Genomic DNA, 26069 nt, shown 5'->3' with positions numbered 1-26069 from the left:
TCTTCTGCGGGGAGGAATGAAGTAGTCAACTGGTCTACTACGAAGAGCCGACCGGCCGTACACTGGGGACATGGGACGCACCAGTGATGCGCGGGACAGGATCCTCGCCGCCGCCCAGTCGCTCATCGAGTCACGCGGCTACTCCGCCCTGGGCGTGGCCGAGATCTGCAAGGCCGCCGGGGTGCCCAAGGGCAGTTTCTACTACTTCTTCGAGTCCAAGGAAGCCCTCGCGCTGGCCGTCATCGACGAGCACTGGAGCCGCCAGCGTCGTGACTGGTCCGCCGTCCTCGACGGGGACGGGGAGCCGCTCGATCGGCTGCGCCGGCTGTTCGAGATCACCGAGGCCGCGCAGCGTGCCGGCCAGCAGACCTGCGGCACCGTGTCCGGATGCCTGTTCGGCAACCTGACCCTGGAGCTGAGCAACCAGGCCGAGACGATCCGCGTCCGGCTGCAGGACATCTTCGACGCGCAGGTCGACATGGTGGAGGCGGTGGTCGCGCAGGCCGGCGAGCGCGGCGAGGTCGACGTCCCGGACACCCGTGACGCCGCCCGGTCCCTGGTGGCCCAGTTGGAGGGGCAGGTGCTGTTCGCGAAGCTCTTCAACAACACCGGCCGCCTGGACGCGCTGTGGGCGAACTGCCTGGCGCTGCTGGGCGCCCGTCCCCGGCAGGAGGCGCCGGCCCGCTCGTGACCGGCGAGTGGCATCTGCCGCAGCACGGCCCGCTCGTGACCGGCGGGTGGGGTTTGCCGGAGCATCCCCGTGAAGCGCGCGGGCGCGCGGCCACACCCGTCCGGCCGCTCCGGTGGGCCGGGTGTGGTCCGCGCGCCCGTGGTCGCTCCCGGGGGGAGCGGGTGCGCTCAGTGGCCGGCGTTCTGGCCGCCGTCGACGTGCAGGATCTCACCGGTGACGAACGGCGCGTTCTCCAGGTAGATGACGGCGTCGGTGATGTCGTCGATCTCTCCCATCCGGCCCACGGGGTGCAGGCCGGACAGGAACCCGTGGGTCGCCTCGGCGTGCATGGGCGTCTTGATGATGCCGGGGGAGACGGCGTTGACGCGGACTCCGCGCGTCGCGTACTCGATGGCCAGGGCCTTGGTGGCGGACTGCAGCCCGCCCTTGGTCAGCGAGGCCAGGGCCGACGCCAGGCTGGAGTTCGGCTGGTCGACCAGGCTGGTGGTGATCTGGACGACGTGCCCGCCACCCTGGCGCAGCATGTGCGGCAGGGCATGCTGGGTGGTGCGGAAGAACCCGCCGAGGTTCACCGCGACCAGCGAGGAGAAGTCCTCCTCGGTGTACTCGGTGAAGGGCTTGGCGACGAAGAACCCGGCGTTGTTGACCAGGGTGTCGATGCGGCCGAACCGCGCGACGCCCGCGGCGATGACGCGCTCTCCGGTGCTGGGGTCGGCGATGTCGCCCTGCACGGTGAGGACGTCCGGGTCTCCGGAGGGGGCGATGCCGCGCGAGGTGGCGACGACCGCGTAACCGAGCTTGCGGTAGGCGGCGACCAGGCCCGCCCCGATGCCCTGGGACGCCCCGGTGATGACGGCGACCTTCTGCCCGTTGCTGCTCATGATGACCCTCTTCTGACTGGTTTCGGCAAATTAGTAGACCGGTCATCTATCTTGGGCGATCGATCGATGCCAATGCCATCATCGCAGGACAGAGCACATAGACGAACGGTCTACTACGACCGTAGGCGGCACGTCGCCACGTGTCAAGGCGCGCGACGGCCGGTCCGGGCGCCGCGCGGAACGGCGCGGAGACGCCGTCCGCCCAGGCCGGCGGGTGCGCCTCCGGGGCGCGGCGGAACACGACAGGAGACAGGGGGCGTGGAGTCCCGCACGGTGAGGTCCGCGGTTCGGCCGGTGGAGGGCTACGTCGTCGTGGTGACGGCCAGGGTGAGGGCGGCGACGGCGAGCAGCAGGTAGGCGGCGGGGAAGGCGATGTTGTGAAAGACCCGGGCGCGGAGGTGCGCGGCGACGGCGCCCACGAAGAACAGGACGAGACCGGCCGCGGCGGCGGGCCCGACGACGGGGACGCCGAGCAGGCCGAGCAGGAGACCGGCGGCTCCGGCCGCCTTCAGCGCGCCCAGCAGTGGCAGCGACCCCGGCGGTACGCCGACCTCGGCGGAGTTGGCCAGCACGAACGGCGCACGGGAGAAGTCGGCGACGGCGATCGCGGCGTTGGCGATGATGGTCACGACGGTGACCGTCAGATGGATGGCAGGCATGCGTCCGTCCCCGGTCAGCCGGAAGCGCGGCCGGTGAGGACGGGCAGCGGGACCGGTACGGACGCGGCGCCCGTCCACGGGGTCGTCGACCGGCGGAAGGCGGTGACGACGGGGAAAGGGGTCGGTGGCGAGGTCACGGCGTCGGTCTCCTCGTTCCTCGGTAGGATCTGCCTGAGTTCGGGATTGGTCACCCCTCATGACGTCAAGCACGCGGGAAAGGTGACCTGTGAGCGCCCACGAACTGCTCGCCCGACGATTCGAGGACGACCGGCCCCACCTGCGGGGCGTCGCCTACCGGCTGCTCGGTTCCCTGGAGGACGCCGAGGACGCCGTCCAGAAGACGTGGCTGAAGGCCTGCCAGGCCGATTCGCGCCAGGTCCGTAACCTGACCGGGTGGCTCACCACGATCACGGCCAGGGAGTGCCTGGATCTGCTGCGGGCCAGGCGGCGGCGCGGTGAGGTGGTACTGCCCGGCGACGAGATCGAGGCCGCCGCCGCTCCGGCCTCGCCGCGGACGGCCGAGGAAGAGGTGCTGCTCGCCGAATCGGTCGGCCTGGCCTTGCTGGTGGTACTCGACCGGCTCTCGCCGGCGCAACGGGTCGCCTTCGTGCTGCACGACCTGTTCGGGGTCTCGTTCAAGGAGATCGGCCGCGTGCTGGATCGCTCGCCGGTGGCGGCCAAGAAGCTGGCCAGCAGGGCCAGGGAACTCGTCCACGGGCCGGAGGCCGGAGGGCGGCGCCTCGGCGCCGAGCACTTCCCGCTGGTGGAGGCGTTCATCGCCGCGTCACGCGGCGGGGACCTGCCCGCGCTGCTCGACCTGCTGGCCCCCGGCGTCGTACGGCGCGTCGACCCCGCCCTGGTTCCCGCCGACGTGACGGCCGAGATCAGCGGCAGCCGGGCCGTGGCCGAGGAGACCAGGCGTTTCGCCTCCCGGGCCCGCGCCGCCGCGCTCGCGTGGATCGACGGCGCCCCTGGCATCGTGGTCGCCCCGCGCGGCCGGCTCGAAGCCGTCATCCGGCTGACCATCGACGCCGGAACCATCCACGTCATCGACATCACCGGCACCCCGGACCGGCTGAACGCCACCTCCATCGCCGTTCCTCTGTGAACGGAGTGTGATGGCGGCGAGTCGCACGATGCTCGGCGTCCTGCCGGTGGAGGTCGACGCCGTGCGGTCGTGTGCGAGGAGAGATGCTCGTACGGTCGCTCGGATCTGTGACGGGTGGCATGGACGGAAAGGACGACGTGCCTTGTGGTTCCATGCCACCCGCTGACGCGTCATGCGGCAAATGTGCCCGGAATCGCCGGCGCCACATGCGTCATCCAGATGAAGGCCGACGAAAGCATGGCCCACTGGAGCACCCGAACTATTTTCATTTTCAACCTTACACATCGTGCTATTCAAGGCGCGGCCGGATGATCTTGTCCGGCCCGCCTCAAACCTAGTGCTTCCCGGCCCGATATGAAAGGTGATCTCAGGATCCACGGGGATGAGTCTGTAAGGCCCGTAGTTGAGGAGTAAGCGGAGGCTAGCAGCAGGTCCAAGTGCTATGAGCAGAATGTGTGGTTTGCTGTATTAGGCGTGAAATGTCGGGAGTCAGGGGGCTTGTCGGCCCTGGTCGATGCGCGTCCGAAGGGAGCGGGCTTCGCCGAGGCCTAGACGATCGTACAATTCCGCGGCTCTCCGCCACAGCGGCTCGGCGCGGATGAGGGCGCCGAGCCGTTCATGTGTACTGCCCATCTGGTGGAGGATCTCGGCCTCTTCCCGGGCGTCACCGATGGCCCGCGCCAGGTCCAGCGCTCTGCCATAGAAGTCGAGCGCATTGTGAAGGCTCCCTGCCTTCTGGGATGCGTCGCCGAGGCCGCGGAGCGCTCGTGCCTGCTGTTGACGTTCCAGAAGCTCGGTCGAGATCCGCAGCGCCGTGCGATGGTGGGTGAGCGCCTGCTCCACCTGGCCGAGACTCGTATGGCAGGAGCCGATGCTGTTCAGGGTCTGTGCCACAGAACGCCTGTCGCCCAGTTCGCGGTACACGCGCAAGGCGTCCTGATAGCGGTCCAGCGCCTCGAAGTGCCGGCCGAGGTGCCGTAAGGCGCCGGCCATGTTGTGCGCCAGAGTCGCCCTGTCCTTGGGCGCGGTCTCGATCGCCAGGGAGGCGGCCTGCTCGTAGTGGCGCAGCGCGGCCTGATGGTCACCGAGGCGCGCCTTCACCTCGCCGATATTGTTCAGCACCACTTGGCGTCCGCGGAGGTCACCGTCCTCCTCGTGCAGGGTGAGGACCTCGCGCAACCGGTCGGCCGCCGCGCGGTAGTCGCCCTTGGCCTCCGCGACGCCCGCGATGTGATTGAGGGTGACCGCCTGGCTGTAGCGGTCGCCGCCGGCCCGTTTCAGGGCCAGGGCACGCTCGAAGTGGCCCAGTGCCACGTCGAATTCGGCGCGGTGCCAGTGCGCCAGGCCGATCTGGTCGAGCGCTTCCGCGGCGTCCTGCCGGTCACCACGGCCGATCTGGATGCGTGACGCCTGGGTGGCGATGCGGAGAGACTCCTCGAGACGTCCCGTTCTGCCGAGCGCCGCGCTGAGATCGGTCATGGCACGTGCGACGCCACGCTGGTCGTTCAGCTCTCGCCAGGCTTCGACGGCGCCGCGATGGACGGCGACGGCCTCATCCCAGTGTCCCCAGGAGTACAGGTAGCCGCCGAGCACGTGGGCGAGCATCGCGGCGTGGCGAGGGTGGGCATGGTCGGCGGCGTAGCGGGTCAGGCGGAGGAGGTCGTCCAACTCGGTGGTCAGCCACCGCCTGGCCTGGTCGGCGGTCGCGATGCCGGGGAAGGCGCGCGGCGGTGTCTCCAGGTCGACGGGGGTGCGGGTGCGGTGCGGGTACAGCAGGCGGTCCGCGCAGTCGGTCAGGAACAGGTGGTAGTCCAGCACGCGCCGCACCGCCTTGGTGCGGACGTCCTGTGGCTCCTGCTCGGCCAGTGAGACCGCGTAGTCGCGGATCAGGTCGTGCAGGCGGTGACGGCCGAGTCGCGGTTCGGTCAGCAGGTGGTGTTCGAGCAGGTCCTCCAGAAACCGCTCGGCGTCGGCGAGCGGGCATTCGAGCAGCACCGCCGCGCAATGGGCGGTGATCTCGGTTCCCGGATGGAAGCCGAGACGGGTGAAGCCGCGCCGCTGGAACTCGCTCAGCCCCTCGTAGGAGAGCCGGAACGCCGCGGTGATCTCCCGGTTCTCCGCCCGGATCTCGGCCAGCCGCCGGCCTTCCCTGCTGAGCCGGTCGGCCAGGTCGGCGACCGTCCAGGAGGGATGGTGACGCAGCCTGCTGCCGACCAGCTGGATCGCCAGGGGCAGGTGGCCGCACAGCCGGGTCACGGCGGCGACGCCCTCGGGTTCGAGGGGGCGGTGCGGCCCGGCGGCGCGGTGGAAGAGTTCGGCGGCGTCGTCGGGCGGCAGGACGTCCAAGGACAGCGGCTCGACGCCCTCCAGACCCGCGAGCCTGCGCCGGCTGGTGACGATGACCAGGCACCCCGGCTCCCCCGGCAGCAGGGGACGGACCTGCTGGTGCCCCGTGGCGTCGTCCAAGACGATGAGGACCCGGCGTCCGGCCAGTTCCTTGCGCCATCTCGCGGCCCGCGCGTCCAGGTCCTCCGGGAGGTCGCCCGGCACGCCGAGGTGCCGCAGCAGGCGGTCGAGGGCGGCGGCCGGGTCCAGTGGCCGGTGGCGGGCGCTGTGGCCGTGCAGGTCGAGGTAGACGCTCCCGTCGGGGTATCTGGCGGCCAGCCGGTGCGCCAGGTGGACCGCGAACGTGGTCTTGCCGACGCCCGGCATGCCGTCGATGGCCAGCACGGGGACCGCCGTCGCGCCGAGCACTCGCTCGGAGGTCAGGGACGCCAGTTCGGCCGCTCGTCCAGTGAAGGTGCCCAGTTCGCGCGGCAGGTCGTTGGGCGGGGCGGGTTCCGGGGCGCGCCCGGCACGGCGCCGAACGGTGAGCGCGGGATCGTGGCGGAGGATGCGCTGCTGCAGGTCGCGCAGGTCGGCCGCCGGTTCGGCGGCGAGCTGGTCGTGGAGCCGTTCGCGCGCCTGCCGGTAGGCGCGCAGCGCGTCCGCCTGTCGCCCGCCGGCGTACAACGCGCGCATGAGGAGGCCGGCCAGCGTCTCGTCCAGTGGGAAACGGGCCACCAGGTCCGACAGCTCCGGGATGAGCCGGGAATGGTCCCCGCGTTCGAGTTCCAGCGTGATCCGCTCGACGGTGCCGCCGACCATCTCGTCCTCAAGGCGCCTGCGGGTGTTGTCCGCCCAGGTCCCGGGCAGGCCCTCCAGCGGCTCCCCGCGCCACAACTCCTGCGCTTCGCGGTACAGCCGCAGGGCGTTCTCGATATCCCCCGATGCCGCGGACGCCCGGGCCCTCGACCGCAGTCCCAGGAACCGGTGGTAATCGATGTTTTCGACGTCCGTTTCTAATATGTATGATCCGGAAACACGGTGCAGACGGACGCCTCCGGTCATACCGTCGGTGGCGGCGCCGATTTCCCGCAGCCGCTTCTTCAGCCGCGAGACACTGCTCTGTAAATGCGCTGCCGCCTTCGCGGGCGGGTCGCCGTCCCATACCCTCGCGATGAGCGAGCGGATCGGGACTGGACGCCCTGGAGTCAGCAGTAGGGCGGCCATGACCAGCCGTGCCTGGGTCCAGCCGAGGTCGTGGCGCCGCTCGCGGACGCGTAGCTCCACCGGGCCGAGAATGCGGAATTCCATTTCGAGTCCCTTCTCGGGACGCCGCCCCTTCGTCCGGATTAATATCACCCCCGAGCCGATCGATCCAGTGATGCGCCCCGATCGGTAAAGGTGTTCCTTGCCTGAAGTGGCTCCGCCTGTAAAACGCAGGGCCGCCGCAAGGTTCTCCGCAGGGTCCCTCGTCCAGTCTGTGGCGGAGGGCGAGATGTCTCGCCCGATTCCGGTGGCCGGCGAGGGGGAGACGCGAACCGAATGTCTGGTCAGCAATGGCGTCGGGTTCCGATCGGGCTCGACGCCGACAGGTGGGTGACCCGCCCGAACTGCAAGGCGGTCCTCGCGGTCGTGCACACGGTGACCTCGGCGCAGCGGCTGCTGGAGGCCGTGCGGCTCATCGAGCCGGATCTGCGCGTTCAGATGGTGTACACGACGGCGCCCGACGTGTTCGGCGACGGGGCGGCCGAGTTCCTCGATGGCTTGGGCGCGCTTCGCGTCCCCTGGGAGCAGGCGACGCGCCAGCGGTTCGACCTCGCGCTCGCCGCGAGCCTGGGGGCGATCCACGAACTCCACGCCCCGCTGGTCGTGATGCCGCACGGCGCGGGCTTCACCAAACTGGTGAGACGCCCGGGCCTGCGCGCCATCGGCGGCGCCGTCTCCCGCGGTACGGCGGGACCCGCGGCTGACGGCGGGTCCGTCGTCTATGGGACGGACGGCTCCGCCGCCGATGGCGGGTCCCGTGTGTACGGGGTGGACGGCTCGGGCATCGAGGGCTGGCCCCGTGCGTACGGGTTGGACGGCTCGGGCATCGATGGCGGGTCCGTCGTGTACGGACTGGACCCGCAGCGTCTGATGCACGACGGTGTCGTCGTCCCGGCCGCGATCGTCCTGCCGCACGAGGCCGACCTCGGGACGCTGGGGCGTTCCTGCCCGCAGGCGGTGCCCGCGGCGAACGTGGTCGGCGATCCGTCGTTCGACCGGCTGAAGGCCAGTCTGCCTCATCGCGACGCCTACCGCCGGGCCCTGGCCGTCGGCCCCGGCCACACGCTCGTCGTGGTGACCTCGACCTGGGGCACGGCGTCCCTGTTCGGGCGCAGGTCCGAGCTGCTGTCCCGGCTGGTCGCCGAACTGCCGTCCTGCCGGTTCCGCGTTGTAGGGCTCCTGCACCCGAACGTCTGGTCCGGGCACGGGAGCCGGCAGGTGCGCACCTGGCTCGCCGACGGCCTGCGGCAGGGACTCGGGCTGGTGCCGCCCGACGCCGACTGGCGGGGGGTGGTCGCCGCGGCGGACGTCATCATCGGCGACCACGGGTCGGCGACGGTGTACGGAACCGTCGCGGGCGTCCCGGTGATGCTCGCGGAGTTCTTCGACGCCGCGGTCGACCCGACCTCCGCGGCCGGCCGGCTGGCCACCGTCGCACCCCGGCTGTCCCTGGACCGGCCGCTGCGCGAACAGTTGGCGACGGCGGAGGAGTACACGCGCGACGGCCGGTACGACGGCGTGGTCGCCCGCATCACCTCCGAACCCGGGCATTTCGACCGCAACATGCGCCGGCTGATGTACCGGCTGCTGGGACTGCGCCAGCCCGCGGCCATCACCGCGCCGCCGCCGGCGGCGGTGCCGTACCTCCTCGGCAGATGGCCCTGGCAGGTCCGCGACCCGTGGGACGGCCGGCCGCCGGGCGAGCGTCCCTCCGGGTGCGCGCACTGCGCGGACCGTCCCGGCGGCGGAGCCGCCCGGCTCGTGGACGCGGACGCCACGGCGCGCTGGTGGACGCGCGGCCGGCGCCGTGCCTAGCGCGCCGTCCACGAACGTGCACCCGGCACGGGCGCCGTGATCGGTGCCGGCATCGCCGCCCGCAGGCCCGGCGCCGATCACCCGGGCACCTGCCCCGGAACGGAGAGCCGCGCCGGTGCGGTGGTCACCAGCCGGCGGGCACCTCACCTCCACCGGACGCGAGCGGTGGAGCGGTCATTCGTCAGTCCAGGGAGGCGATCGTGCTGGAGAAGCTGGTCAGTGTGCATCTGTTCCGGCTGCAGGAGGCGTTCCGGATGAGTCGTGTGCGCCCGGTCCCGGCGGCGGGGCGCCGGGCACCGGCGGTGCTGGTGCTCCCACGCGAGGGTCCGCTCCGTGACCCTCATCTGATGCTGTTCACCGGGTCATGGACCTTCCGCGCCATGCCACCGGGCACGCTGGTCACCGAAGGCGTCCATGTCGTCGTCCACCTGGACGACGGAGCGGGAGAAGGCTGGAACAGCGCCGCCGACGTGGTGGTGGGGGCGGCGCGGCGGGTCCATCCTTTCGCGGCGCACAGGGTGACGCGCATCCTGGACCGGTACCCGGGATGCGAGGTCGCGACCGGTCGGCGACTTCGCGGCTGCCTGGCCGGGCTGCGGGACGGACGGCTGGTCCATATCACTGAGGCGGCCGGTCAGGCGGCGGACGGCCCCGCTCCCGGCCCCGCCGTCTACGGGTCCTTCCTGTACGGATGGCTGGTCGCCGGCCTGCCGCTGGACTGCCTGACCACGGCGTCGGTGGTGCACGGCCGGTACGCCGGGTCGCCGGCCGGGGAGCCGGGTTCGCTGGAGGTCGCCGGCCGGGCCCAGATCACGCTGACCGCCGCCGCCTCCGCGTACGCGCGGAGGGCGAGGTGACGGCCCGGGAGAGGCACAAGGCGGCCCCGCACGCGCGCCCCGAATCGGCGGGCGCCACCGCGTCGCGGAGCATCACGGCCGGCGTGCGCGGCGAGCGGGCCGCGGGAACCGTCGCGGCGGCCCCGCGCGGCGAGCGGCCGACAGGGAGGATCACGGCCGGGCCGCGCGGCGGGGATGCGCCGCGGCGCATCGTGGTCGCGGGGGCGGTGAGCTTCTACCTGTCGGTCGGGGTGCCGGAGTTCCCGCTGGTCTACGCCTCCACGTGCACGCCCCGGTGGACGGCCGCCGGAGTCTCCGGCGCGGCGGGCCACATCGCCCAGATCCTGCACGCGCTGGGGGAGGACGTTCGTCTCTGCACGGTCGTCGGCCGCGACGCCGCCGGCGTCGGGATACGCGCCGAACTGGACCGGCGCGGGCTCCTCGGCCCGGGTGTGGTGGCCGGCGAGGAGTCGTCCATGGGAGTCGCTCTGGTCGCACCGGACGGCAGTCGTATGGGCCTGCCACACCTCACGCCGGTGAACGACGTGTGTTATCCCTTCGCGGCGCTGCGGGCGGCGGCGCGCGATGCCGACCTGCTCGTTCTGACCAACGCCAAGTTCGTCCGCCCACTGGTCGGCGGGGCGGCCCGGCTCGGCGTGCCCATCGCGGTGGACGCCCACCTCATCACCGATTTGGACGACGGGTACAACCGGCCCTGGCTGCAGGCCGCCGACATCGTCTTCTGCAGCCACGAGCGGCTTCCCTGCCCGCCCGAGACCTGGCTGCGGCGGCTGTTCGGGCGCTACCCGAGGTGCCGGCTGGCGTGCGTGGGCCTGGGGGCGCGGGGGGCGGTGCTGGGCACCCGCGACGGGCGGCTGTTCCGGGTCGAGGCGGTCGTCCCGGGGGAGGTCGTCAACACCTCGGGGGCGGGCGACGCGCTGTTCGCGGCGTTCCTGCGCGTCTGGCTGCGCACGCGCGACCCGTCACGCGCCCTGCGGACGGCCGTGGCGTACGCGGGTTGGAAGATCGGCCATCGGCTGCCGGTCGCGGCCTGCCTGACCGGCGCCGAACTGGCGGAACTGGAACGGGCGCACACTCCCAGCGCCACGACCGGGCGCTGGGACGATGGAGCCTCGCCGAAGGCGGACCCTGGAACCGGCCGGCCATGAGGCCGCCGCACCCGGCCGGCCCGCTCGCGGGAACGCGTGTTCATCGTGTGCGCCACAGGAACCCGCTTGCCAGGGTATGCCGGCCGCCTGACGAGGCCCCGCGACCCGCCGGCCCGCCGCGGCGTGCGATGCATCGGCCGGAAGGCGCGCGGTCCGGCCGCTGTGGGGTGAGGTGCGGGCCGGTCACGCGGGCGGGGTGGTCGCTGTGCCGGTGCGTTCGGCGACCTGCCGGGCCTCTTCCCGGTAGCGGCGCGCGTCGTCGGTCCGTCCCTCCGCGAGCGCGAGGTCGCCCAGCGCCCGCAGCGCCTGGAGCTCACCGGTGGCCGAGCCGATGTCGCGCATGAGGCGCAGACCTCGGGTCAGCAGACGGGCCGCGGCGCCTCCGTCCGCGGCCTCGGCGCGCCCCAGCAGGATGAGCGCACGCGCCTCGTTGTGCGGGTCGGCCTGGGCCGTCAGCAGGTGCAGGGCCTCGGTCAGCGGCGCGACCGCCTCCGCCGCCCGCCCCTCGGCGATCAGCGTCTGGCCGATGTCGCACAGCGTGAGAGCCGCCTTGCGGGACTCGTCCAGCGAGCGGTGGCGTTCCAGGGCCTCGCCGAACAAGGTGAGGGCCCGGTCGAGGTGACCCAGGTCCCGCTCCACCAGCCCGAGCCGCCGCAGGCCGCCCGCGACGCGCTGCGCGTCGCCGAGCCGCCGCCAGATGCGCAGCGCCTCGCGGAAGTCCTCGGCCGCCTCCTCCGGCCGGCCGAGGTCGCGCAGCGCCAACCCCGTGCGGTTGAGCATCTTCGCCTCGGCCCGGACGTCGGAACAGGCCCGGGCCGCCTCCAGCCCGAGCCGGTCCACCGCGAGCCGCTCGGCGCGGTGGCCCCGGTAGAGGAACAGCGGCCAGATCGCGTCGACCATCCGCCATGCCGTCTGGAACGCTCCCAGCTCGAAGGCCGCGCGCGCGGCGGCCCGCACGTTGGCGAACTCGTTCTCCAGCCAGTCCAGGGCCTCGTCGCGGCCGTTGAAGGCCAGGGGCTCGGCCGGCGGGTAGGCCGGCTCCGGCGCGGACAGGCGCCGGTACGGCAGGACGGCGCCGCTCGCGGCGAAGGTGGCGTGCAGGAACCAGTCCAGCGCCCGCCGAACGGTCTCCTCGCGCACGGCCGGGACGTCGACCTCCTCGGCCGTCTCCCGCGCGTGGAGCAAGGTCAGGTCGTGGAACCGGTAGTGCCCGCCGGGGACGTCGTCCAGCAGGTTCGCGTCCACCAGCACCCCGAGCAGGTGGCGGGTGCGCGCACGCGGGAGCCCTACCGTGGCGGCGGCGGCCCGGCTGTCGAACGTCGGGCCGGGGAACAGCCCCAGCAGCCGGTAGACGCGGGCGGCCTCCGGCGGGCTGAGGCCGCGGTAGGACAGCGTCAAGGTGGCCCGGATCGTGATGTCCTCCTCCACCGACAGCGCGTTCAGGCGCCGCCTCTCGTGGCGCAGCGCGTCCGCCATCTCGGCCAGATCCCAGCCCGGCCGGGCCGCGAGCCGCGCCCCCGCCACGCACAGCGCGAGCGGGAAACCCGAGCACAGCTCGGCCAGCTCGCGGACCGCGTCCGGCTCCCGTTCGGCGCGGTCCTCGCCGAGGGTCCGCCGCAGCAGGTCCAGCGCCCCCTCGGCGCTGAGGCGCTCGAGCCGGATGCCACGGCCGCCGCGCATCAGCAGCCCGGCCAGCCGCCACCGGCTGGTGACGACGGCCATGCCCGCCGCCGAGGCGGGCAACAGTGGACCGACCTGGGCGGCGGAGAGCACGTCGTCCAGGACGACGACGATGCGGCGTTCGCTGACGAGGGACTGGTAGAGCGCCGCACGTTCGGCGGCGTCGGCCGGGATGCGTTCGGGGGAGATGCCGAACGCCCGGATGAACCGGCCGAGGACCTCCGCCGGCTCGACAGGCTCGCCCGCCGCGTGCCCGCGCAGGTCGGCGTACAGCTGGCCGTCGGGGAACGCCTGACGCTCGCGGTGCGCCCAGTGCAGCGCCACGGCGGTCTTCCCGATGCCCGCCGGGCCACTGAGCACGGCGACCCTGGGCGACCCGGCGGCCTGGTCGTCCATGCGGACCGAGTCGAGAGCGGCCAGCGCCTCCTCCCGGTCGACCAGAATGCCGGCCGGGGGGAGCTGGAACGGCGGGGGAAGCGGCTCGAACCCGTGGTGGACCCGGATGCCGCCGTGGATCTCGCGGGCCTGGACGAGCGGACCCGTGAGCGACCCGCTGACGTCGTTGACGTGACCGTCACGCACCTCGTCGTCGCCGGGTCCGCCGTTCATGACGCCGCCGGCATCCAGAAGACCCGGCATAACGGGGATTTCGGTAAATCGGCTGAAAAAATGGAGCACCGTGATGACCGGTGAGAACTCCGAAGCCAGCGGATGACCGTCTCCCTGTCGGCACGAAACCGGACTTCCATGCTTGCTCGCGCCCGAACACCCCGTCAAGGCCGATCGCACGATCGGTCTCGGGGGACAGCGGCGACGGACGTCCCGCGGCCGCCGCGTCGGCCCTACCCGGAGCGCCGCGCCGCGGTGGCGTCCAGGAGCTGGGCGACGGTGCGGCGGGGCACGTCCTGCCGGGCATCGGCACGGAGCGGCGTCCCCTCGCGGAAGCGGTGGAGCACCTCCATGCGCACACGGTCGGCGTCGCCGCGCACGGCGCGCAGGAGAAGGGCGTTCTTGTCCTGCTCCGGCAGCCCTTCGAGCCACGCGGTCAGCGGGTCGTCCCGGCCGGACGGCGGCTCGGGGCTCGCCGTCGCGGCGGTCGCGAGCAGGTCGGCGTCCAGGCGCAGGAAGTCGGCCAGGGCCCGCTGGGCCGGGGTGAGCGAGGCCATGCCCGGGGGGACGGGGGGTTCCTGCTCGTCCTCCATGTCCTCGTCGAAGGCGTCCTCGTCGCGCTCCCAGGCGCCGATGGCGGCCAGCCAGGCCAGGTACAGCGGCCGCAGGTCGCCGGAGGCCAGTTCGGCGCGGAGGCCGGCCATGGCCGGGAGCAGGCGGTCGGGGGCCTCGATCGGGTCGGCGTCCTCGTCCTCGCTCCGGAAGTCGAGGATGAGGTGCTCACCCGCGACCCACGCCTCGACCCGCTCGTCGAGGAGGTAGGGCTCCACGGCGTCGATGCCGAGCAGCTTGCCGGGGATGCGCAGCATCACCTGGGCGGCGCCCCAGTCGGCGACGTACACGTGGGCGTCGTAGTACCGCTCCATCATCAGCGCCGGGTCTCCGCCGAACTCTCCGGAGGTGTCGTCGTCGGCGAAGGTCGTCGAGGTGACCCGGGCATCGGGGGAGATGGAATGCACCTCCGCTCGCTCGTCGTCGGTCAGCGGGCGGTCGATCGCCACGAACTCGTAGTACTGGTACTCGCTCACGGATCAGTCGCTCCAGTGCCGCTAGGCGTCCATCGGAAAACCGTCGGTCGCCGACAATAGCGTCGGCCGCCGACAATAGCGGGGAGCGGCCTCGCCTCCATGGCCGGTCCGCCGCGGTCGCGGCCGTGGAGGCGGGCGTCGACCGGCGCGCGCGTGCACGGCGCGGCCACCGGCTCGTCGGGGCCTACCCCCGCGGGGTGTAGCCAGGGCCGGAGGGATACGGGTGTCCGGGGTGCCAGTGGTGGTGACCGTAGGGATGCCCGTGGTGCCAGTGGTGGTGACCGTAGGGATGCCCGTGGTGCCAGTGGTGGTGGCCGTGGTGCCAGTGGTGGACACCCTGCGGCTGGCCGTAGTAGCACCCGTTGGCGTACCGGCCGTAGGGAGCCTGGGGGCACGGGTGGGCCGGGGAGCCGGCCGCCGCGGTCATGGCGTCCGCGCCGGCGGACCGGGCGAGGGCGGCGGCCGGAACGGCGAGGCCGAACGCCGCCAGCGAGGCGGCGGCGAGAGCGGTCTTGAGCATCGGAGACCTCCGTGTCAGGTGATCGAGCCGGGCGTGGTGCCTGGACTCACGGAGCGCCGAACCGGCTGCGCAAGGGTCGCCGGAACGACGTCCACTCCTGATCACGCTAGTCACGGAACCGCGGACGATCACGTCGCGCGGGCAAAGGCCAGGACCGGGATCGTCGGTGATTCGACCGGCCGACGCCCTCATACGGCTACTCGGGGCTCGTCGCGGTGGCGGCGAGGCGGGCGCGGCGGGAGGCGCGGCGGTCGGTGAAGCGGGTGGCGGAGACCTCCAGGCGGCCGAGGAACTCCGACAGCTCCTCACGGGCCTTCTCGCCCTCCGGGGACAGGCCGGTGAGGTCGAAGACCGACCACTGGCGCAGCACGGGCAGCAGGACGTCGTCCAGATGCAGGCGCAGGTCGTAGATGCCCGCGTTGGCGATGGTCATGGCCTTGCGGGTGAAGCCCTCGATGCCGGCGCCGGGCATCTGGAAGGTGGTCACCACGTCGGTGACCGCGCGCATCGTCTGGCTCGGGGCCAGCTCGAACGCCGCGCCGAGCAGGTTGCGGTAGAAGAGCATGTGCAGGTTCTCGTCCGCGGCGATGCGGGAGAGCAGGCGATCGCAGTCCGGGTCCAGCGACACCTTGCCGGTGTTGCGGTGGGACACGCGGGTCGCCAGCTCCTGGAAGGAGACGTAGGCCAGCGAGTGCAGCACGCCCTCGTAGGAGTTGGCGAACCCCTCGCCCATGTGCACCATGCGGGCGCGTTCGAGGGCGACCGGGTCGACGGCCCGGGTGACCGTCAGGTAGTCGCGGATGGCGACGCCGTGCCGGCCCTCCTCGGCGGTCCACCGGTGCACCCACGTGCCCCAGGCCGCGTCCCGGCCGAACGTGGTGGCGATCTCGTGGTGGTAGCTCGGCAGGTTGTCCTCGGTCAGCAGGTTGACGACCAGGGAGACCCGGGCCTCCTCCGGGATGGCCGAGTGGGTGTCGGCCCAGGCCTCGCCCCCGAAGACGCCGTCGTAGTCGCGGCCCCTGGACCAGGGGATGTACTCGTGGGGGAACCACTCCTTGGCCACCTTGAGGTGCCGGTCCAGCTCGCCGGCGACCACCGGCTCCAGCTCGAACAGCAACTCGGTGTCAGTGAACTCGCGCACAGGACGTTCCCCCCGTTTGGCTTACCGGACCGTAACTTACGCTAGCGTAAGTTACGAGCCTTTGCGCGGTTCGCCGCGGTAGGTGCCGAAAGACCACAGGTTGCCCTCGGGGTCGCGAACGGCGAAGTCGCGGGAGCCGTAGTCGGTGTCGCGGGGCGCGTAGAGCGTCTCGGCCCCGGCCGCCGTGGCCCGGGCGTACAACGCGTCGAGCTCGTCGGTCACGACGTACGCGCCGAAGGTGCCCGGCGGCAGCCACCAGGGGTTGTCCTCGCCGCGCTCGCGGTCGGAGCCCAGCATGATGCCGCCGCCGAGCGGCCAGTCGAGCTGGGCGTGGTCGACGCGTTCGCCGTCGCCGTACACGACGGTCTCCTCGAAGCCGAACGCCTCGACGAGGAAGGCGATGAGTCGCCGGGCGTCACGGGCGCGCAGCGTGGGCCATACCTGGGGAGGTGGTGTCTGGGTCATGCCGTCGAGTCTGGCGCGGGAGCCGTGCCGGAGGCTTGGACGAATCGGAACTCCTCCGCCAGCCACCTGCTCGGCGGACATCCCGCCAGCTCCCGGAACTCCCGGGCCAGATGCGCCTGGTCGTAGTACCCGTACTCGACCGCCACCTCCGCCAGTCCGGCGAGACCCGCCCCCGCCCTGGCCCGGCCATGTGCCGAGCCCTGCGCCGCACCGATCCGCTGGAGTTCGCGGCGCGCCCGGTCGAAGCGGATGACCCGGGCGGCGGCCTTGGGACCGAGCCCGGTCTCCGTGGCGAATCGGGCGGACAGGTGGCGGGCGCTCCAGCCGACCTCGCGCGCCAGCTCGGCGACCGTCATCGCCCCGCCGGTGGACATCAGCAGCCGGAAGGCCCGTGCGACCTCGGCCGGGACGTCGCGCCCGAGGTCGGCCCGGCGCAGCAGCAGCTCGTCCAGGATCGCGAAACGCCGCTCCCAGCTCGGCGCGGCGTTCAGGCGCTCGTGCAACTCGCGGGCCGCGTGGCCGAGGACCATGGCGGCGTCCACGTCCAGGTTGCGCAGCGCGCCCGCGGGCAGGCCGAACAGGGCGCGCGCGCCGAGCGGGCTCAGCGCGACCTGAACGCCGGCCTGCCTCACCCCGTTGGCGATCAGGGCGGGCGTGGTGTGCAGGCCGCCGACCAGCGTCTCGTACCGGCCCGGCGACTGGGCGGGGTCGGGATGGGCCTCGACGACCAGCGGCTCGTCCAGGGTCACGATGAGCGTCAGATACGGGGACGGCAGCCCCCGATGGTGGCCCGGCGTCCCGTCGAGCTCCCGGTAGCCGTGGTAGTGGCCGATCAGGGGGCGCAACGCGGGAGCGGGCCTGCCCTCCACCATCTCCATGACCGCCTCCTCCCGCCGCCCCCGACCACCGTACGCAGGACGGGCGCCGTGCGCACCCGCGACGCCCTCTCCGCTGCCGGTGAACGCCGGTGAACAAGGTGCGGAACACCGTCGACCACCACGCCCCGGATACGGCGGTGCGCACCTCGAATCCCCGCCGGCCGCGATCTCCGCCGTTCCGATGGCGCGCACGGTTTCGAACGCGTCACGAGTATTGACAGAACGGACATCCGGAATTTACGTTCGGGCCTACTTATCCGGTTCAGTATGGCGGCTCGGCCGGCCGTACAGCGCCTGGTCAGGGGCGCGTGTGCGGGTGAGGCAGGAATCCTGGCCGGTCACGGAAACATCGAGCGCATCTCCGCCGGCCCGGTCTGGGAGCGCTCCCACAGCCAGTGGGGTTCGCCTCACGGGCCGATTCCATCGGGGCTTGGCGAACCGCGGACCTCCGCCGGACGTGCGGAGGAAGGAGAGATGTGATGCGAAACCGGTTACGGACCCTGCTCCCGATCCTGGCGACGGCGGGTGTGCTGGCCGCCGCCGGGTGCACCGGCGGAGGCTCCCCTTCCGCCTCCCAGAGCTCCCAGGCGGGCGGCGCCCCGGCGACCGGCGCCGCCGCCGACCCCAACTCGCTTCCGCGCAATGAAACCCTGTACACCAGCGGCGTGCAGTGGGGGCCGCCGGCCAACTACAACCCGATCCGCGAGTGGGACCACGCCGCCGGCACCAAGGGCCTGGTCTACGAGACCCTGTTCCACTTCGACACCACGACCCTCAAGCTCACCCCCTGGCTGGCCGAAAGCGGATCCTGGACCGACGACACGACCTACACGCTGAAACTCCGGCCAGGGATCAAGTGGTCCGATGGCACCCCGTTCACCGCCAAGGACGTCGCGTTCACCTACGAACTCGGCAAGATGGAGACCAGCCCGTACCACCAGTTGTGGGAGTGGCTGAAGAACGCCGAGGCGGTCGACGACCAGACGGTGAAGTTCACCTTCTCCACCGCCAACTACCAGGAGTGGGACTTCAACCTCTACGGCCGCGCCATCCTCCCCCAGCACGTCTGGAGCAAGCTCTCGGAGGAGGACGTGCTGAACGGTGTGAACGACGACGCCGTCGGCACCGGCGCCTACAGGTTCCTCAGCAAGGACCAGGACCGCGTCGTGCTCCAGCGCCGTGACGACTGGTGGGGCAAGACGGCGCTGAAGATGGAGCCCAAGCCCAAGTACATCGTCGACATCGTCAACGGCAGCAACGAGGTCGCGATGGGCCTGCTGCTGCAGAAGGGCCTGGACCTCAGCAACAACTTCCTGCCCGGCATCGCCAACCTCGTGCAGGGCGGCAAGTTCGGCATCACCACCTACTACAACGAGCCGCCGTACATGCTGTCGGCCAACACCGCCTGGCTGGTGCCCAACACCAAGAAGAAGCCGATGGACGATCCGGCGTTCCGCAGGGCGCTGGCCGCCTCGATCGACACCAAGAAGATCGTGGAAGGCGTCTACGGCAACCTGGTCAAGGCCTCCGACCCGACCGGGCTGCTGCCGCAGTGGGACCAGTACATCGACAAGACCCTGACCGGCGGCGCGGGCTTCTCCTTCGACAAGGCCAAGGCCAAGAAGCTGCTCGCCGACGCCGGCTACAAGGACGGCGACGGCGACGGGTTCGTGGAGAACAAGGACGGCTCCAAGATCAGCCTGAGCCTCATCGTGCCGTCCGGCTGGACGGACTGGATGGAGGCGTCCCGGTCGATCGCCGGCAGCGCCAAGGACGCCGGCATCAACATCACCCCGGACTTCCCCGACTTCAACGCCCTGGTGGAAAAGCGCGGCAAGGGCGATTTCGACCTGGTCATCAACAACGAGCGGCAACTGTCCAACAGTCCGTTCACCTACTACCAGTACGTGTTCCAGCTGCCGGTGAACAAGGTGCAGAACACCGTCAACTTCGGCCGCTACGAGAACAAGAAGGCCTGGGATCTGGTGCAGAAGCTCGACCAGGTCAAGACCGACGACGTCGAGGGCATGAAGTCGATCCTGTCGGCGATCGAGAAGATCCACCTGGACGAACTTCCGGCCATCCCGCTCTGGTACAACGGCCTGTGGTCGCAGACCAGCACGGCCGTGTGGAAGAACTGGCCCTCTTCGGCCCAGGGTGCGCCGAAGACCCCGGCCGTCACCTGGCGCAACTGGTGGGAGCTCGGCGGCTTCGAGACGCTGACCCAGCTCCAGCCCGCGGGCTCCTGAACTCGCAAGCCGCCGCCCCTTCCCCTCCCGCCCGCGCGCGAGGGGGAGGGGCCTGCCCGGGAGGCATCTCGTGCGTCGTTACTTCGGCCGGAAACTACTGATCTACGGGCTGACGTTCGTCGTCGCCGTCACGGTCAACTGGATGATCCCGCGTTTCATGCCCGGCGACCCGGTCGCGAGCATGCTGGCCCGGGCCAACGTGTCCCAGCCGCAGGCCGTGGAGGCCATGCGCTCGTACTACTCCAGCCTGTTCGGGTTCGACCAGCCGCTGTGGCGGCAGTATTTGAACTTCTGGGGCGCCCTGTTCCGCGGCGACTTCGGCACCAGCATCTGGGTGTTCCCCACGCCGGTCGGCACCGTCATCATGGGAGCCGTGCCCTACACCCTGGGCCTGATGATCCCCTCGGTGCTGCTCAGCTACTTCGTCGGCAACCGCGTCGGCGCGTACGCGGCCCGGCGCAAGCTGCTGGACAACACCGTGCTGCCGATCGGCTACGTGCTGACCGCCACCCCGTACATGTGGCTGGCCGTGCTGCTGGCCTGGGGGCTCGGCGTCGTCGCCGGCCTCTTCCCGGTCGCCGGGGGCTACAGCTTCTCCATCCGGCCGAACTGGTCGCCGGACTTCCTGCTCGACCTGCTGCACCACTGGGTGCTGCCGTTCTTCTCGCTCTTCCTGGTCGCACTCGGAGGCTGGGCCATCGGGATGCGCAACATGATCATTTATGAGCTGGAGTCGGACTACTCCACCTACCTGTCCGCGCTCGGCGCGCCACAGCGGCTGATCCGCAGGTACGCGTTCCGCAACGCCGTCCTCCCGCAGATCACCGGGCTGGCGCTCCAGCTCGGCGTGCTGGTGGCCGGCGCGCTGGTCACCGAGATCGTGTTCTCCTATCCGGGCCTCGGCAGCCTCATCCTCAAGGCGATCCAGAACCAGGACTTCTTCCTGCTGCAGGGCATCTTCCTGTTCATCGTGCTCGGCGTGCTGGTCGCCAACTTCGTCATCGACATCGTCTACGTGCTGGTCGACCCACGGACGCGCACGGGAATGGCGGGTGCGTCGGCATGACCGGACCACGCGAGACGCGGACACCTACGGGAACGGCGGGTGCGTCGGCATGACCGCTCCACGCGAGACGCGGACACCTACGGGAACGGCGGGTGCGTCGGCATGACCGCTCTGCAGGAGATCTCCACCCGCAGGACGCCCGCCCCGGGCAGCGCCCGCCGCGAGGCGCTGTACTTCGCCCTGCGCAACCCCAAACTGATCGTCGGCGTCTCCGTCGTGCTGGTGTTCCTGCTGGCCGGCATCGTCGGCCCGCTGCTGGTGAGCGGCGCGCCCAACGAGTACGTCGGCCGGCCGATGGACCCGCCGTCCGCGCAGTACTGGTTCGGCACCACGACCTTCGGCCAGGACGTCTTCGCCCAGTTCGTCCACGGCCTGCGCACGACCTTCCTGGTCGGCGTCCTCGGCGGCGGGGTGGCGGCGATCGTCGGCATGGTGGTCGGCTTCGTGGCCGGCTACCGCGGCGGGATGGTCGACGAGGTGCTCAACATGATCACCAACATCATCCTGGTGCTGCCCGCGCTGGCCGTGCTGCTGATCGTCAACGCCTACCTGGGCATCCGCAGCGTCGGCGCCCAGGCGCTGTTCATCGGCCTGACCTCCTGGCCATGGGCGGCCCGCGCCATCCGCGCGCAGACCTTCTCGCTGCGCGGCCGGGACTTCGTCGACCTCGCCCGGCTGAGCGGCGCGAACACCTGGAAGATCATCACCAGGGAGATCGGGCCGAACATGAGCTCCTACCTGCTGCTGACCTTCATCCTGCTGTTCGGCAACTCCATCCTGATCGCCTCCTCGCTCGACTTCATCGGCCTCGGGCCGACCGAGGGCGTCTCGCTGGGCCTGATGTTGCAGAACGCCGGCCAGTGGAGCGCCATGCAACTCGGCCTGTGGTGGTGGTTCGTCCCGCCCGGCGCCGCCATCACCGCCATCGTCGGCGCGTTGTACGTTGCCAACGTGGGCCTCGACGAGGTCTTCAACCCGAAACTGAGGCGGACATGAGCCTGCGCGTCAGCGACCTGAGGGTGCACTACACGACGCTGAAGGGCGACGTGCGGGCGCTCGACGGGGTCTCCTTCGAGGTGGGGGACGGCGAGATCCTGGGCGTCGCGGGGGAGTCGGGGTGCGGCAAGACGACCCTCGGCAAGAGCCTCATCCGGCTGGACGGCCGGATGCGCCACATCAGCGGAGAGGTCGAGCTGGACGGCGAGAAGCTGCCCATCGGCGACGACCGGCGGATGAACCCGTTCCGCTTCCACAAGGTCTCGCTCGTCCCGCAGTACTCGATGAGCGCGATGAACCCCACCCGCAAGATCGGGAAGATGGTCGGCGAGCTGCTCAGGTCGCGCGGCGTGCCGCTCGACCAGGCCAAGCTGGAGGGCCGCCTGGAGCTGGTGGGCCTGTCGCGCGAAGTGCTGCGCCGCTACCCGATCGAGCTGTCCGGCGGCATGAAGCAGCGGATGGTGATGGTCATCTCGACGCTGCTGGACCCCTCGCTGCTGATCGCCGACGAGATCACCTCCGCCCTCGACGTCTCGACGCAGAAGGCGGTGGCCACCGCGCTGGCCGGCTTCCGCGACGGCGGGGTGGTGAAGAGCATGGTGTTCATCACCCACGACATCTCGCTCACCTACCAGATCGCCGACACGATCATGGTGATGTACGCCGGGAAGCTCGCGGAGAAGGCGCCGGCCAAGACGATCGTCGAGTCGCCCCGGCACCCCTACACCAAGCTGCTGATCGACTCGCTGCCCGAGGTGGGCGTCCGGCACACCGAGCGGCGGCTGACCGGCATCCCGGGCGGCCCGCCCTCCCTGCTCGACCCGCCGGCCGGATGCCGGTTCCGCGACCGGTGCCCGCTCGCCTTCGACCGGTGCGTCCAGGAGCCGCCGGCGCGCGAGGTCGAGCCCGGCCACGTTGTCGCGTGCTGGAAGGCGGACGCCTGATGCTGGAACTCGACAACGTGACCAAGGTGTTCAAGGTCGGTGCGTTCGGCGGCACGACGCTGACCGCCGTCGACCGGGTCAGCTTCGAGGTCCGCCAGGGCGAGGTGGTGTCGCTGATCGGGCAGAGCGGCAGCGGCAAGAGCACGCTGGGCCGCATGATCCTCGGCCTGACCCCGGTCACCAGCGGGACGATCACCTTCGACGGCGCCCCGGTCAAGCCCGGCAAGGCGTACTACCGCCACGTGCAGGGCGTGTTCCAGGATCCGTTCAGCACGTTCAACCCCGTCTTCAAGGCCGACCGGGTCTTCGCCATGATCCGCGAGGCGTATTTCCCCGGCGTGCCCGACGCCGACTGGACCGACCGCCTGGACGCCGCGCTGCGGGACGTGCGGCTCGACCCCGGCCAGGTGCTCGGCAGGTTCCCCCACCAGCTCAGCGGCGGTCAGTTGCAGCGCCTGCTCATCGCCCGCGCCCTGCTGCTGGACATCCGGCTGCTGGTGGCCGACGAGATCACCAGCATGCTGGACGCCTCCACCCGCATCGACGTGCTCAACGTGCTCGCCGACCTCAAGGAGCGCGGCCTCGGCGTGCTCTACATCACCCACGACCTGTCCCTCGGCCACTACCTGGCCGAGCGGACCGTCGTGCTGCGGCACGGCGAGGTGGTGGAGACCGGCCCGACCGAGGCCGTCTTCACCCGCCCGCTGCACCCCTACACCCGTCAGCTGCTGTCGGCGGTGCCGCGGCTGCACGCCCCGTGGGAGGATGCCGAGCCGGTCGAGGCCTGCCTCTACCACAAGCACGGCGCCTCCGGGCGGTTGTACGCCGCCGAGGAGGACCACCTCGTCGCCTGCGCCAGGCTGGGCGACTGCCCTAAGGAGAGCTAGTTTGAGCGCCTATCGTGCACTGCACGACGGCTGGACCCTCACCGCCGCCGACGCGGACGTCCCGATCTCGGGCGTGCCAGGCGACGGTGTCCCGAACTCGGACGAGCTGGGCGCCGGTGGCCCCACCTCGGGGTTGCCGGGCACGGGTGTCCCGATCTCCGGGGTGCCGGCCGCGGTTCCCGGGTGCGTGCACACCGACCTGCTCGCGGCAGGGCTGATCGAGGACCCCTACCTCGACGACAACGAGATCCGGCTGTCGTGGATCGGCCGCACCGAGTGGGTGTACGAGACCTCCTTCGCCTGGGCCCCGGACGAGCACGAGCGCACCGACCTGGTCTGCGCCGGCCTGGACACCGTGGCCACGGTCGTGCTCAACGGCGTCGAGGTGGGCCGCACCGCCAACCAGCACCGGTCCTACCGCTTCCCGGTGCGCCACCTGCTGCGCGAGGGGGACAACACCCTCAGCGTGCGCTTCGCCTCCGCCTACGCCTACGCCGAGGCGCAGAGGGCGGCCCTCGGCGACCGGCCCGGCGCCTACGACGAGCCCTATCAGTTCATCCGCAAGATGGCCTGCAACTTCGGCTGGGACTGGGGGCCGACGGTGGTCACCGCCGGCATCTGGCGGCCGATCGGCCTGTCGAGCTGGTCGGGCGCCCGGCTGGCCGAGGTGCGTCCGCTGGTCACCACCGACGGCCGCACCGGCCACGTCGAGGTCCGCGTACGGGCCGAGCGCACCACCGAGGAGCCGCACGAGATCACCGCCGAGGTGGCCGGAATCCAGGCTCGGTCGCTTCTGGCCCCGGGCGCCCGGGAGGCGGTGCTGCGGCTGGAGGTGCCCGACCCCGAGCTGTGGTGGCCGCGCGGCCACGGCGGCCAGACCATGTACGACCTCACCGTCAGCATGGGCGAAGAGCGGTGGCACCGGCGCATCGGCTTCCGCTCGGTCGAGTTGGACCGCGACGCGTTCGCCATCTCGGTGAACGGCCGGCCGGTGTTCGTCCGAGGCGTCAACTGGATCCCCGACGACTGCTTCCCCGCCCGCGTCACCCGCGACCGCCTGGCCGCCCGCCTCGGCCAGGCCGTCGAGATGAACGTCAACCTGCTGCGCGTCTGGGGCGGCGGCCTGTACGAGAGCGAGGACTTCTACGACCTCGCCGACTCCCTCGGCCTGCTGGTGTGGCAGGACTTCCCGTTCGCCTGCGCCGCCTACCCGGAGGAGGAGCCGTTCCGCTCCGAGGTGGCGGCCGAGGCGCGCGAGAACGTCTCCCGGCTCGCCCCGCACCCGAGCCTCGTGCTGTGGTGCGGCAACAACGAGAACCTGGAGGGCCACGCCGACTGGGGGTGGCGCGACCGGCTCGGCGGCCGCAGCTGGGGCGCCGGCTTCTACCACGACCTGCTGCCCTCGATCGTCGCCGAGCTGGACCCGACCCGCCCGTACTGGCCCGGCAGCCCGTACTCCGGCGCCCCGGACCTGCCGCCCAACGACCCCGCACATGGCACGATCCACATCTGGGACGTCTGGAACCGCGAGGACTACACCCGGTACGCCGAGTACCGGCCCCGGTTCGCCGCCGAGTTCGGCTTCCAGGGCCCGCCGGCCTACGCGACGCTGCGCCGCGCGGTCAGCGGCGAACTGTCGGCCGACGCCCCGCTGGTCCTGCACCACCAGAAGGCCATAGACGGCAACGCCAAACTCCTGCGCGGCCTCGCCGACCACCTGCCCCGCCCGCGGGCCTTCGCCGACGGACACCACCTGACCAACCCCGAGGATGCCGACGGCGGAACGCACGGGCCCCGGCCGGACAGTGTCGACAACGGCCGGTACGTGCCCCGGCCGGAGGGTGTCGAGGAGTGGCACTACCTGACCCGGCCGGAGAGGTTCGACGACTGGCACTATCTGACCCAGGTCAACCAGGCTCGCGCCGTCGCCTTCGGCATCGGCTGGTTCCGCACCCTGGCGCCGTACTGTTCCGGCACCATCATGTGGCAGCTCAACGACTGCTGGCCGGTCACCTCCTGGTCGGCCATCGACGGCGACGCCCGGCGCAAGCCCCTCTGGTACGCCCTGCGCCGCGTCTACGCCGACCGCATCCTGGAGATCAGGGACGGCGCCGTCGTGGCGGTCAACGACTCAGACGAGCCCTGGCGCGGCGACCTGTCGGTGATCCGGTACGCGCTCGGGGGTGAGCCGCTGGCCAAGGAGACCTTCCAGGTGGCCGCCGAGCCCCGCTCGGTGGCCAGAGTCGAGCTGCCCCGCCCCCTGGCCACGCCCGGCGACCCGGCCGCCGAGGTGCTCGCCGCCCGCCTGGACGACCGGCGGACGCTCGCGTTCTTCGCCGAGGACGCGGCCGTCGCCTTCCCCGCGGCCGACTTCGACGCCCGCGCCGAACCGGCCCCCGGCGGCTACCGGGTCACCGTGACCGCACGGACGATCGTCCGCGAGCTGGCCCTGTTCCCCGACCGCCTCGACCCGGCCGCCGAGGTCGACGACATGCTCCTCACCCTCCTCCCCGGCGAAACGGCGACCTTCCACGTCACCACCACCCGCGCCCTCGACCCCGCCGCCCTGACCACCCCGCCCGTCCTGCGCTGCCTGAACGAGCCCGCCGCAGGGTGAGACGCCGGAGTCCCGTGCGACACATCGCGGCCTCCCACGCCTGCCATCACACCGGGAGGCCGCCGCACGTGAATACTCCGTTGACCTAGACCGCGGTCTAGCACCTAGCGTTCGCGGCATGGCAAGCCACTGGATCACCAGCGCGGCCGGCCCTCCGCCGGCGTAGAGGGCAGCGAGAT

The 26069-nt window shown here is 71.5% G+C and carries 20 protein-coding genes; 11 read left to right on the top strand and 9 right to left on the bottom strand.

Going from position 1 to position 26069, the window contains the following annotated elements; genetic code table 11:
* The first annotated feature begins 70 nt into the window (after positions 1-70).
* Positions 71-691, top strand: a complete 621-nt coding sequence (locus ABZT47_RS01105; RefSeq protein WP_354834667.1) for a TetR/AcrR family transcriptional regulator — start codon at positions 71-73, stop codon at positions 689-691.
* A gap of 167 nt (positions 692-858) precedes the next feature.
* On the opposite strand, the gene ABZT47_RS01100 is transcribed toward ABZT47_RS01105, so the two are convergent.
* A complete protein-coding gene (locus tag ABZT47_RS01100) occupies positions 859-1572 on the bottom strand; it encodes an SDR family oxidoreductase (RefSeq protein ID WP_354834664.1) in 714 nt (237 codons plus the stop codon).
* Between the two features lie 302 nt (positions 1573-1874).
* Positions 1875-2231, bottom strand: a complete 357-nt coding sequence (locus ABZT47_RS01095; protein WP_354834661.1) for a DoxX family protein — start codon at positions 2229-2231, stop codon at positions 1875-1877.
* Positions 2232-2457: 226 nt separating this feature from the next.
* On the opposite strand from ABZT47_RS01095, the gene ABZT47_RS01090 reads away from it, so the two are divergent.
* Positions 2458-3339 (top strand): sigma-70 family RNA polymerase sigma factor, encoded by an 882-nt coding sequence (locus ABZT47_RS01090; protein ID WP_354834658.1) that lies wholly within the window; start codon positions 2458-2460, stop codon positions 3337-3339.
* Between the two features lie 489 nt (positions 3340-3828).
* Here ABZT47_RS01090 and ABZT47_RS01085 read toward each other — a convergent pair whose 3' ends face one another.
* A complete protein-coding gene (locus ABZT47_RS01085; RefSeq protein WP_354834655.1) occupies positions 3829-6975 on the bottom strand; it encodes a tetratricopeptide repeat protein in 3147 nt (1048 codons plus the stop codon).
* 231 nt (positions 6976-7206) lie between these two features.
* Between ABZT47_RS01085 and ABZT47_RS01080 the strand changes: the two genes are divergently transcribed.
* The 3 genes from ABZT47_RS01080 to ABZT47_RS01070 all read left to right on the top strand — a co-directional run bounded on the left by ABZT47_RS01080 (position 7207) and on the right by ABZT47_RS01070 (position 10750).
* The gene (locus ABZT47_RS01080) at positions 7207-8745 is read left to right on the top strand and encodes a hypothetical protein (RefSeq protein ID WP_354834652.1); all 1539 of its coding nucleotides are present in this window, start codon (positions 7207-7209) and stop codon (positions 8743-8745) included.
* Between the two features lie 200 nt (positions 8746-8945).
* On the top strand, positions 8946-9602 hold the full coding sequence (locus ABZT47_RS01075; protein WP_354834649.1) for a hypothetical protein: 657 nt from the start codon (positions 8946-8948) through the stop codon (positions 9600-9602).
* Positions 9599-10750, top strand: coding sequence for a PfkB family carbohydrate kinase (locus ABZT47_RS01070; RefSeq protein ID WP_354834646.1), 1152 nt, complete (start codon positions 9599-9601; stop codon positions 10748-10750). Before ABZT47_RS01075 ends, ABZT47_RS01070 begins: the two co-directional genes overlap by 4 nt.
* A 183-nt stretch (positions 10751-10933) precedes the next feature.
* Here the strand turns inward: ABZT47_RS01070 and ABZT47_RS01065 are convergent, their stop codons facing one another.
* From ABZT47_RS01065 to ABZT47_RS01040, 6 genes are all read right to left on the bottom strand, one after another.
* A complete protein-coding gene (locus ABZT47_RS01065) occupies positions 10934-13069 on the bottom strand; it encodes a tetratricopeptide repeat protein (protein WP_354834643.1) in 2136 nt (711 codons plus the stop codon).
* Positions 13070-13272: 203 nt separating this feature from the next.
* Positions 13273-14127: a hypothetical protein gene (locus ABZT47_RS01060; RefSeq protein ID WP_354834640.1), complete on the bottom strand. Its 855-nt coding sequence runs from the start codon at positions 14125-14127 to the stop codon at positions 13273-13275.
* Between the two features lie 184 nt (positions 14128-14311).
* The gene (locus ABZT47_RS01055) at positions 14312-14647 is read right to left on the bottom strand and encodes a hypothetical protein (protein ID WP_354834637.1); all 336 of its coding nucleotides are present in this window, start codon (positions 14645-14647) and stop codon (positions 14312-14314) included.
* Between the two features lie 196 nt (positions 14648-14843).
* Complete coding sequence (locus tag ABZT47_RS01050) at positions 14844-15788, bottom strand: acyl-ACP desaturase (RefSeq protein ID WP_354834634.1); 945 nt, start codon at positions 15786-15788, stop codon at positions 14844-14846.
* 51 nt (positions 15789-15839) lie between these two features.
* A complete protein-coding gene (locus tag ABZT47_RS01045; RefSeq protein ID WP_354834631.1) occupies positions 15840-16253 on the bottom strand; it encodes a VOC family protein in 414 nt (137 codons plus the stop codon).
* Positions 16250-17131 carry a helix-turn-helix transcriptional regulator gene (locus ABZT47_RS01040; protein WP_354834628.1) on the bottom strand — a complete coding sequence of 294 codons (882 nt, stop codon included), beginning with the start codon at positions 17129-17131 and terminating at the stop codon, positions 16250-16252. Before ABZT47_RS01040 ends, ABZT47_RS01045 begins: the two co-directional genes overlap by 4 nt.
* Positions 17132-17610: 479 nt before the next feature.
* Between ABZT47_RS01040 and ABZT47_RS01035 the strand changes: the two genes are divergently transcribed.
* The 6 genes from ABZT47_RS01035 to ABZT47_RS01010 all read left to right on the top strand — a co-directional run bounded on the left by ABZT47_RS01035 (position 17611) and on the right by ABZT47_RS01010 (position 25890).
* Positions 17611-19380, top strand: a complete 1770-nt coding sequence (locus ABZT47_RS01035) for an ABC transporter substrate-binding protein (protein WP_354834625.1) — start codon at positions 17611-17613, stop codon at positions 19378-19380.
* 70 nt (positions 19381-19450) lie between these two features.
* Complete coding sequence (locus ABZT47_RS01030; RefSeq protein WP_354834622.1) at positions 19451-20446, top strand: ABC transporter permease; 996 nt, start codon at positions 19451-19453, stop codon at positions 20444-20446.
* Positions 20447-20548: 102 nt separating this feature from the next.
* Complete coding sequence (locus ABZT47_RS01025) at positions 20549-21442, top strand: ABC transporter permease (protein WP_354834619.1); 894 nt, start codon at positions 20549-20551, stop codon at positions 21440-21442.
* Positions 21439-22386 (top strand): ABC transporter ATP-binding protein, encoded by a 948-nt coding sequence (locus tag ABZT47_RS01020; protein ID WP_354834616.1) that lies wholly within the window; start codon positions 21439-21441, stop codon positions 22384-22386. The genes ABZT47_RS01025 and ABZT47_RS01020 overlap by 4 nt, the downstream gene beginning before the upstream one ends.
* Positions 22386-23273 (top strand): ATP-binding cassette domain-containing protein, encoded by an 888-nt coding sequence (locus ABZT47_RS01015; RefSeq protein ID WP_354834613.1) that lies wholly within the window; start codon positions 22386-22388, stop codon positions 23271-23273. Before ABZT47_RS01020 ends, ABZT47_RS01015 begins: the two co-directional genes overlap by 1 nt.
* Position 23274: 1 nt before the next feature.
* On the top strand, positions 23275-25890 hold the full coding sequence (locus ABZT47_RS01010) for a glycoside hydrolase family 2 TIM barrel-domain containing protein (RefSeq protein WP_354834610.1): 2616 nt from the start codon (positions 23275-23277) through the stop codon (positions 25888-25890).
* The last annotated feature ends 179 nt before the right edge of the window (positions 25891-26069 follow it).

The organism is Sphaerisporangium sp. NPDC005289, from assembly GCF_040607455.1.
Classification (GTDB): domain Bacteria; phylum Actinomycetota; class Actinomycetes; order Streptosporangiales; family Streptosporangiaceae; genus Sphaerisporangium; species Sphaerisporangium rhizosphaerae.
The sequence above is the reverse complement of the archived record's forward strand: the minus strand, read 5'-3'. Positions and strand labels throughout refer to the sequence as shown.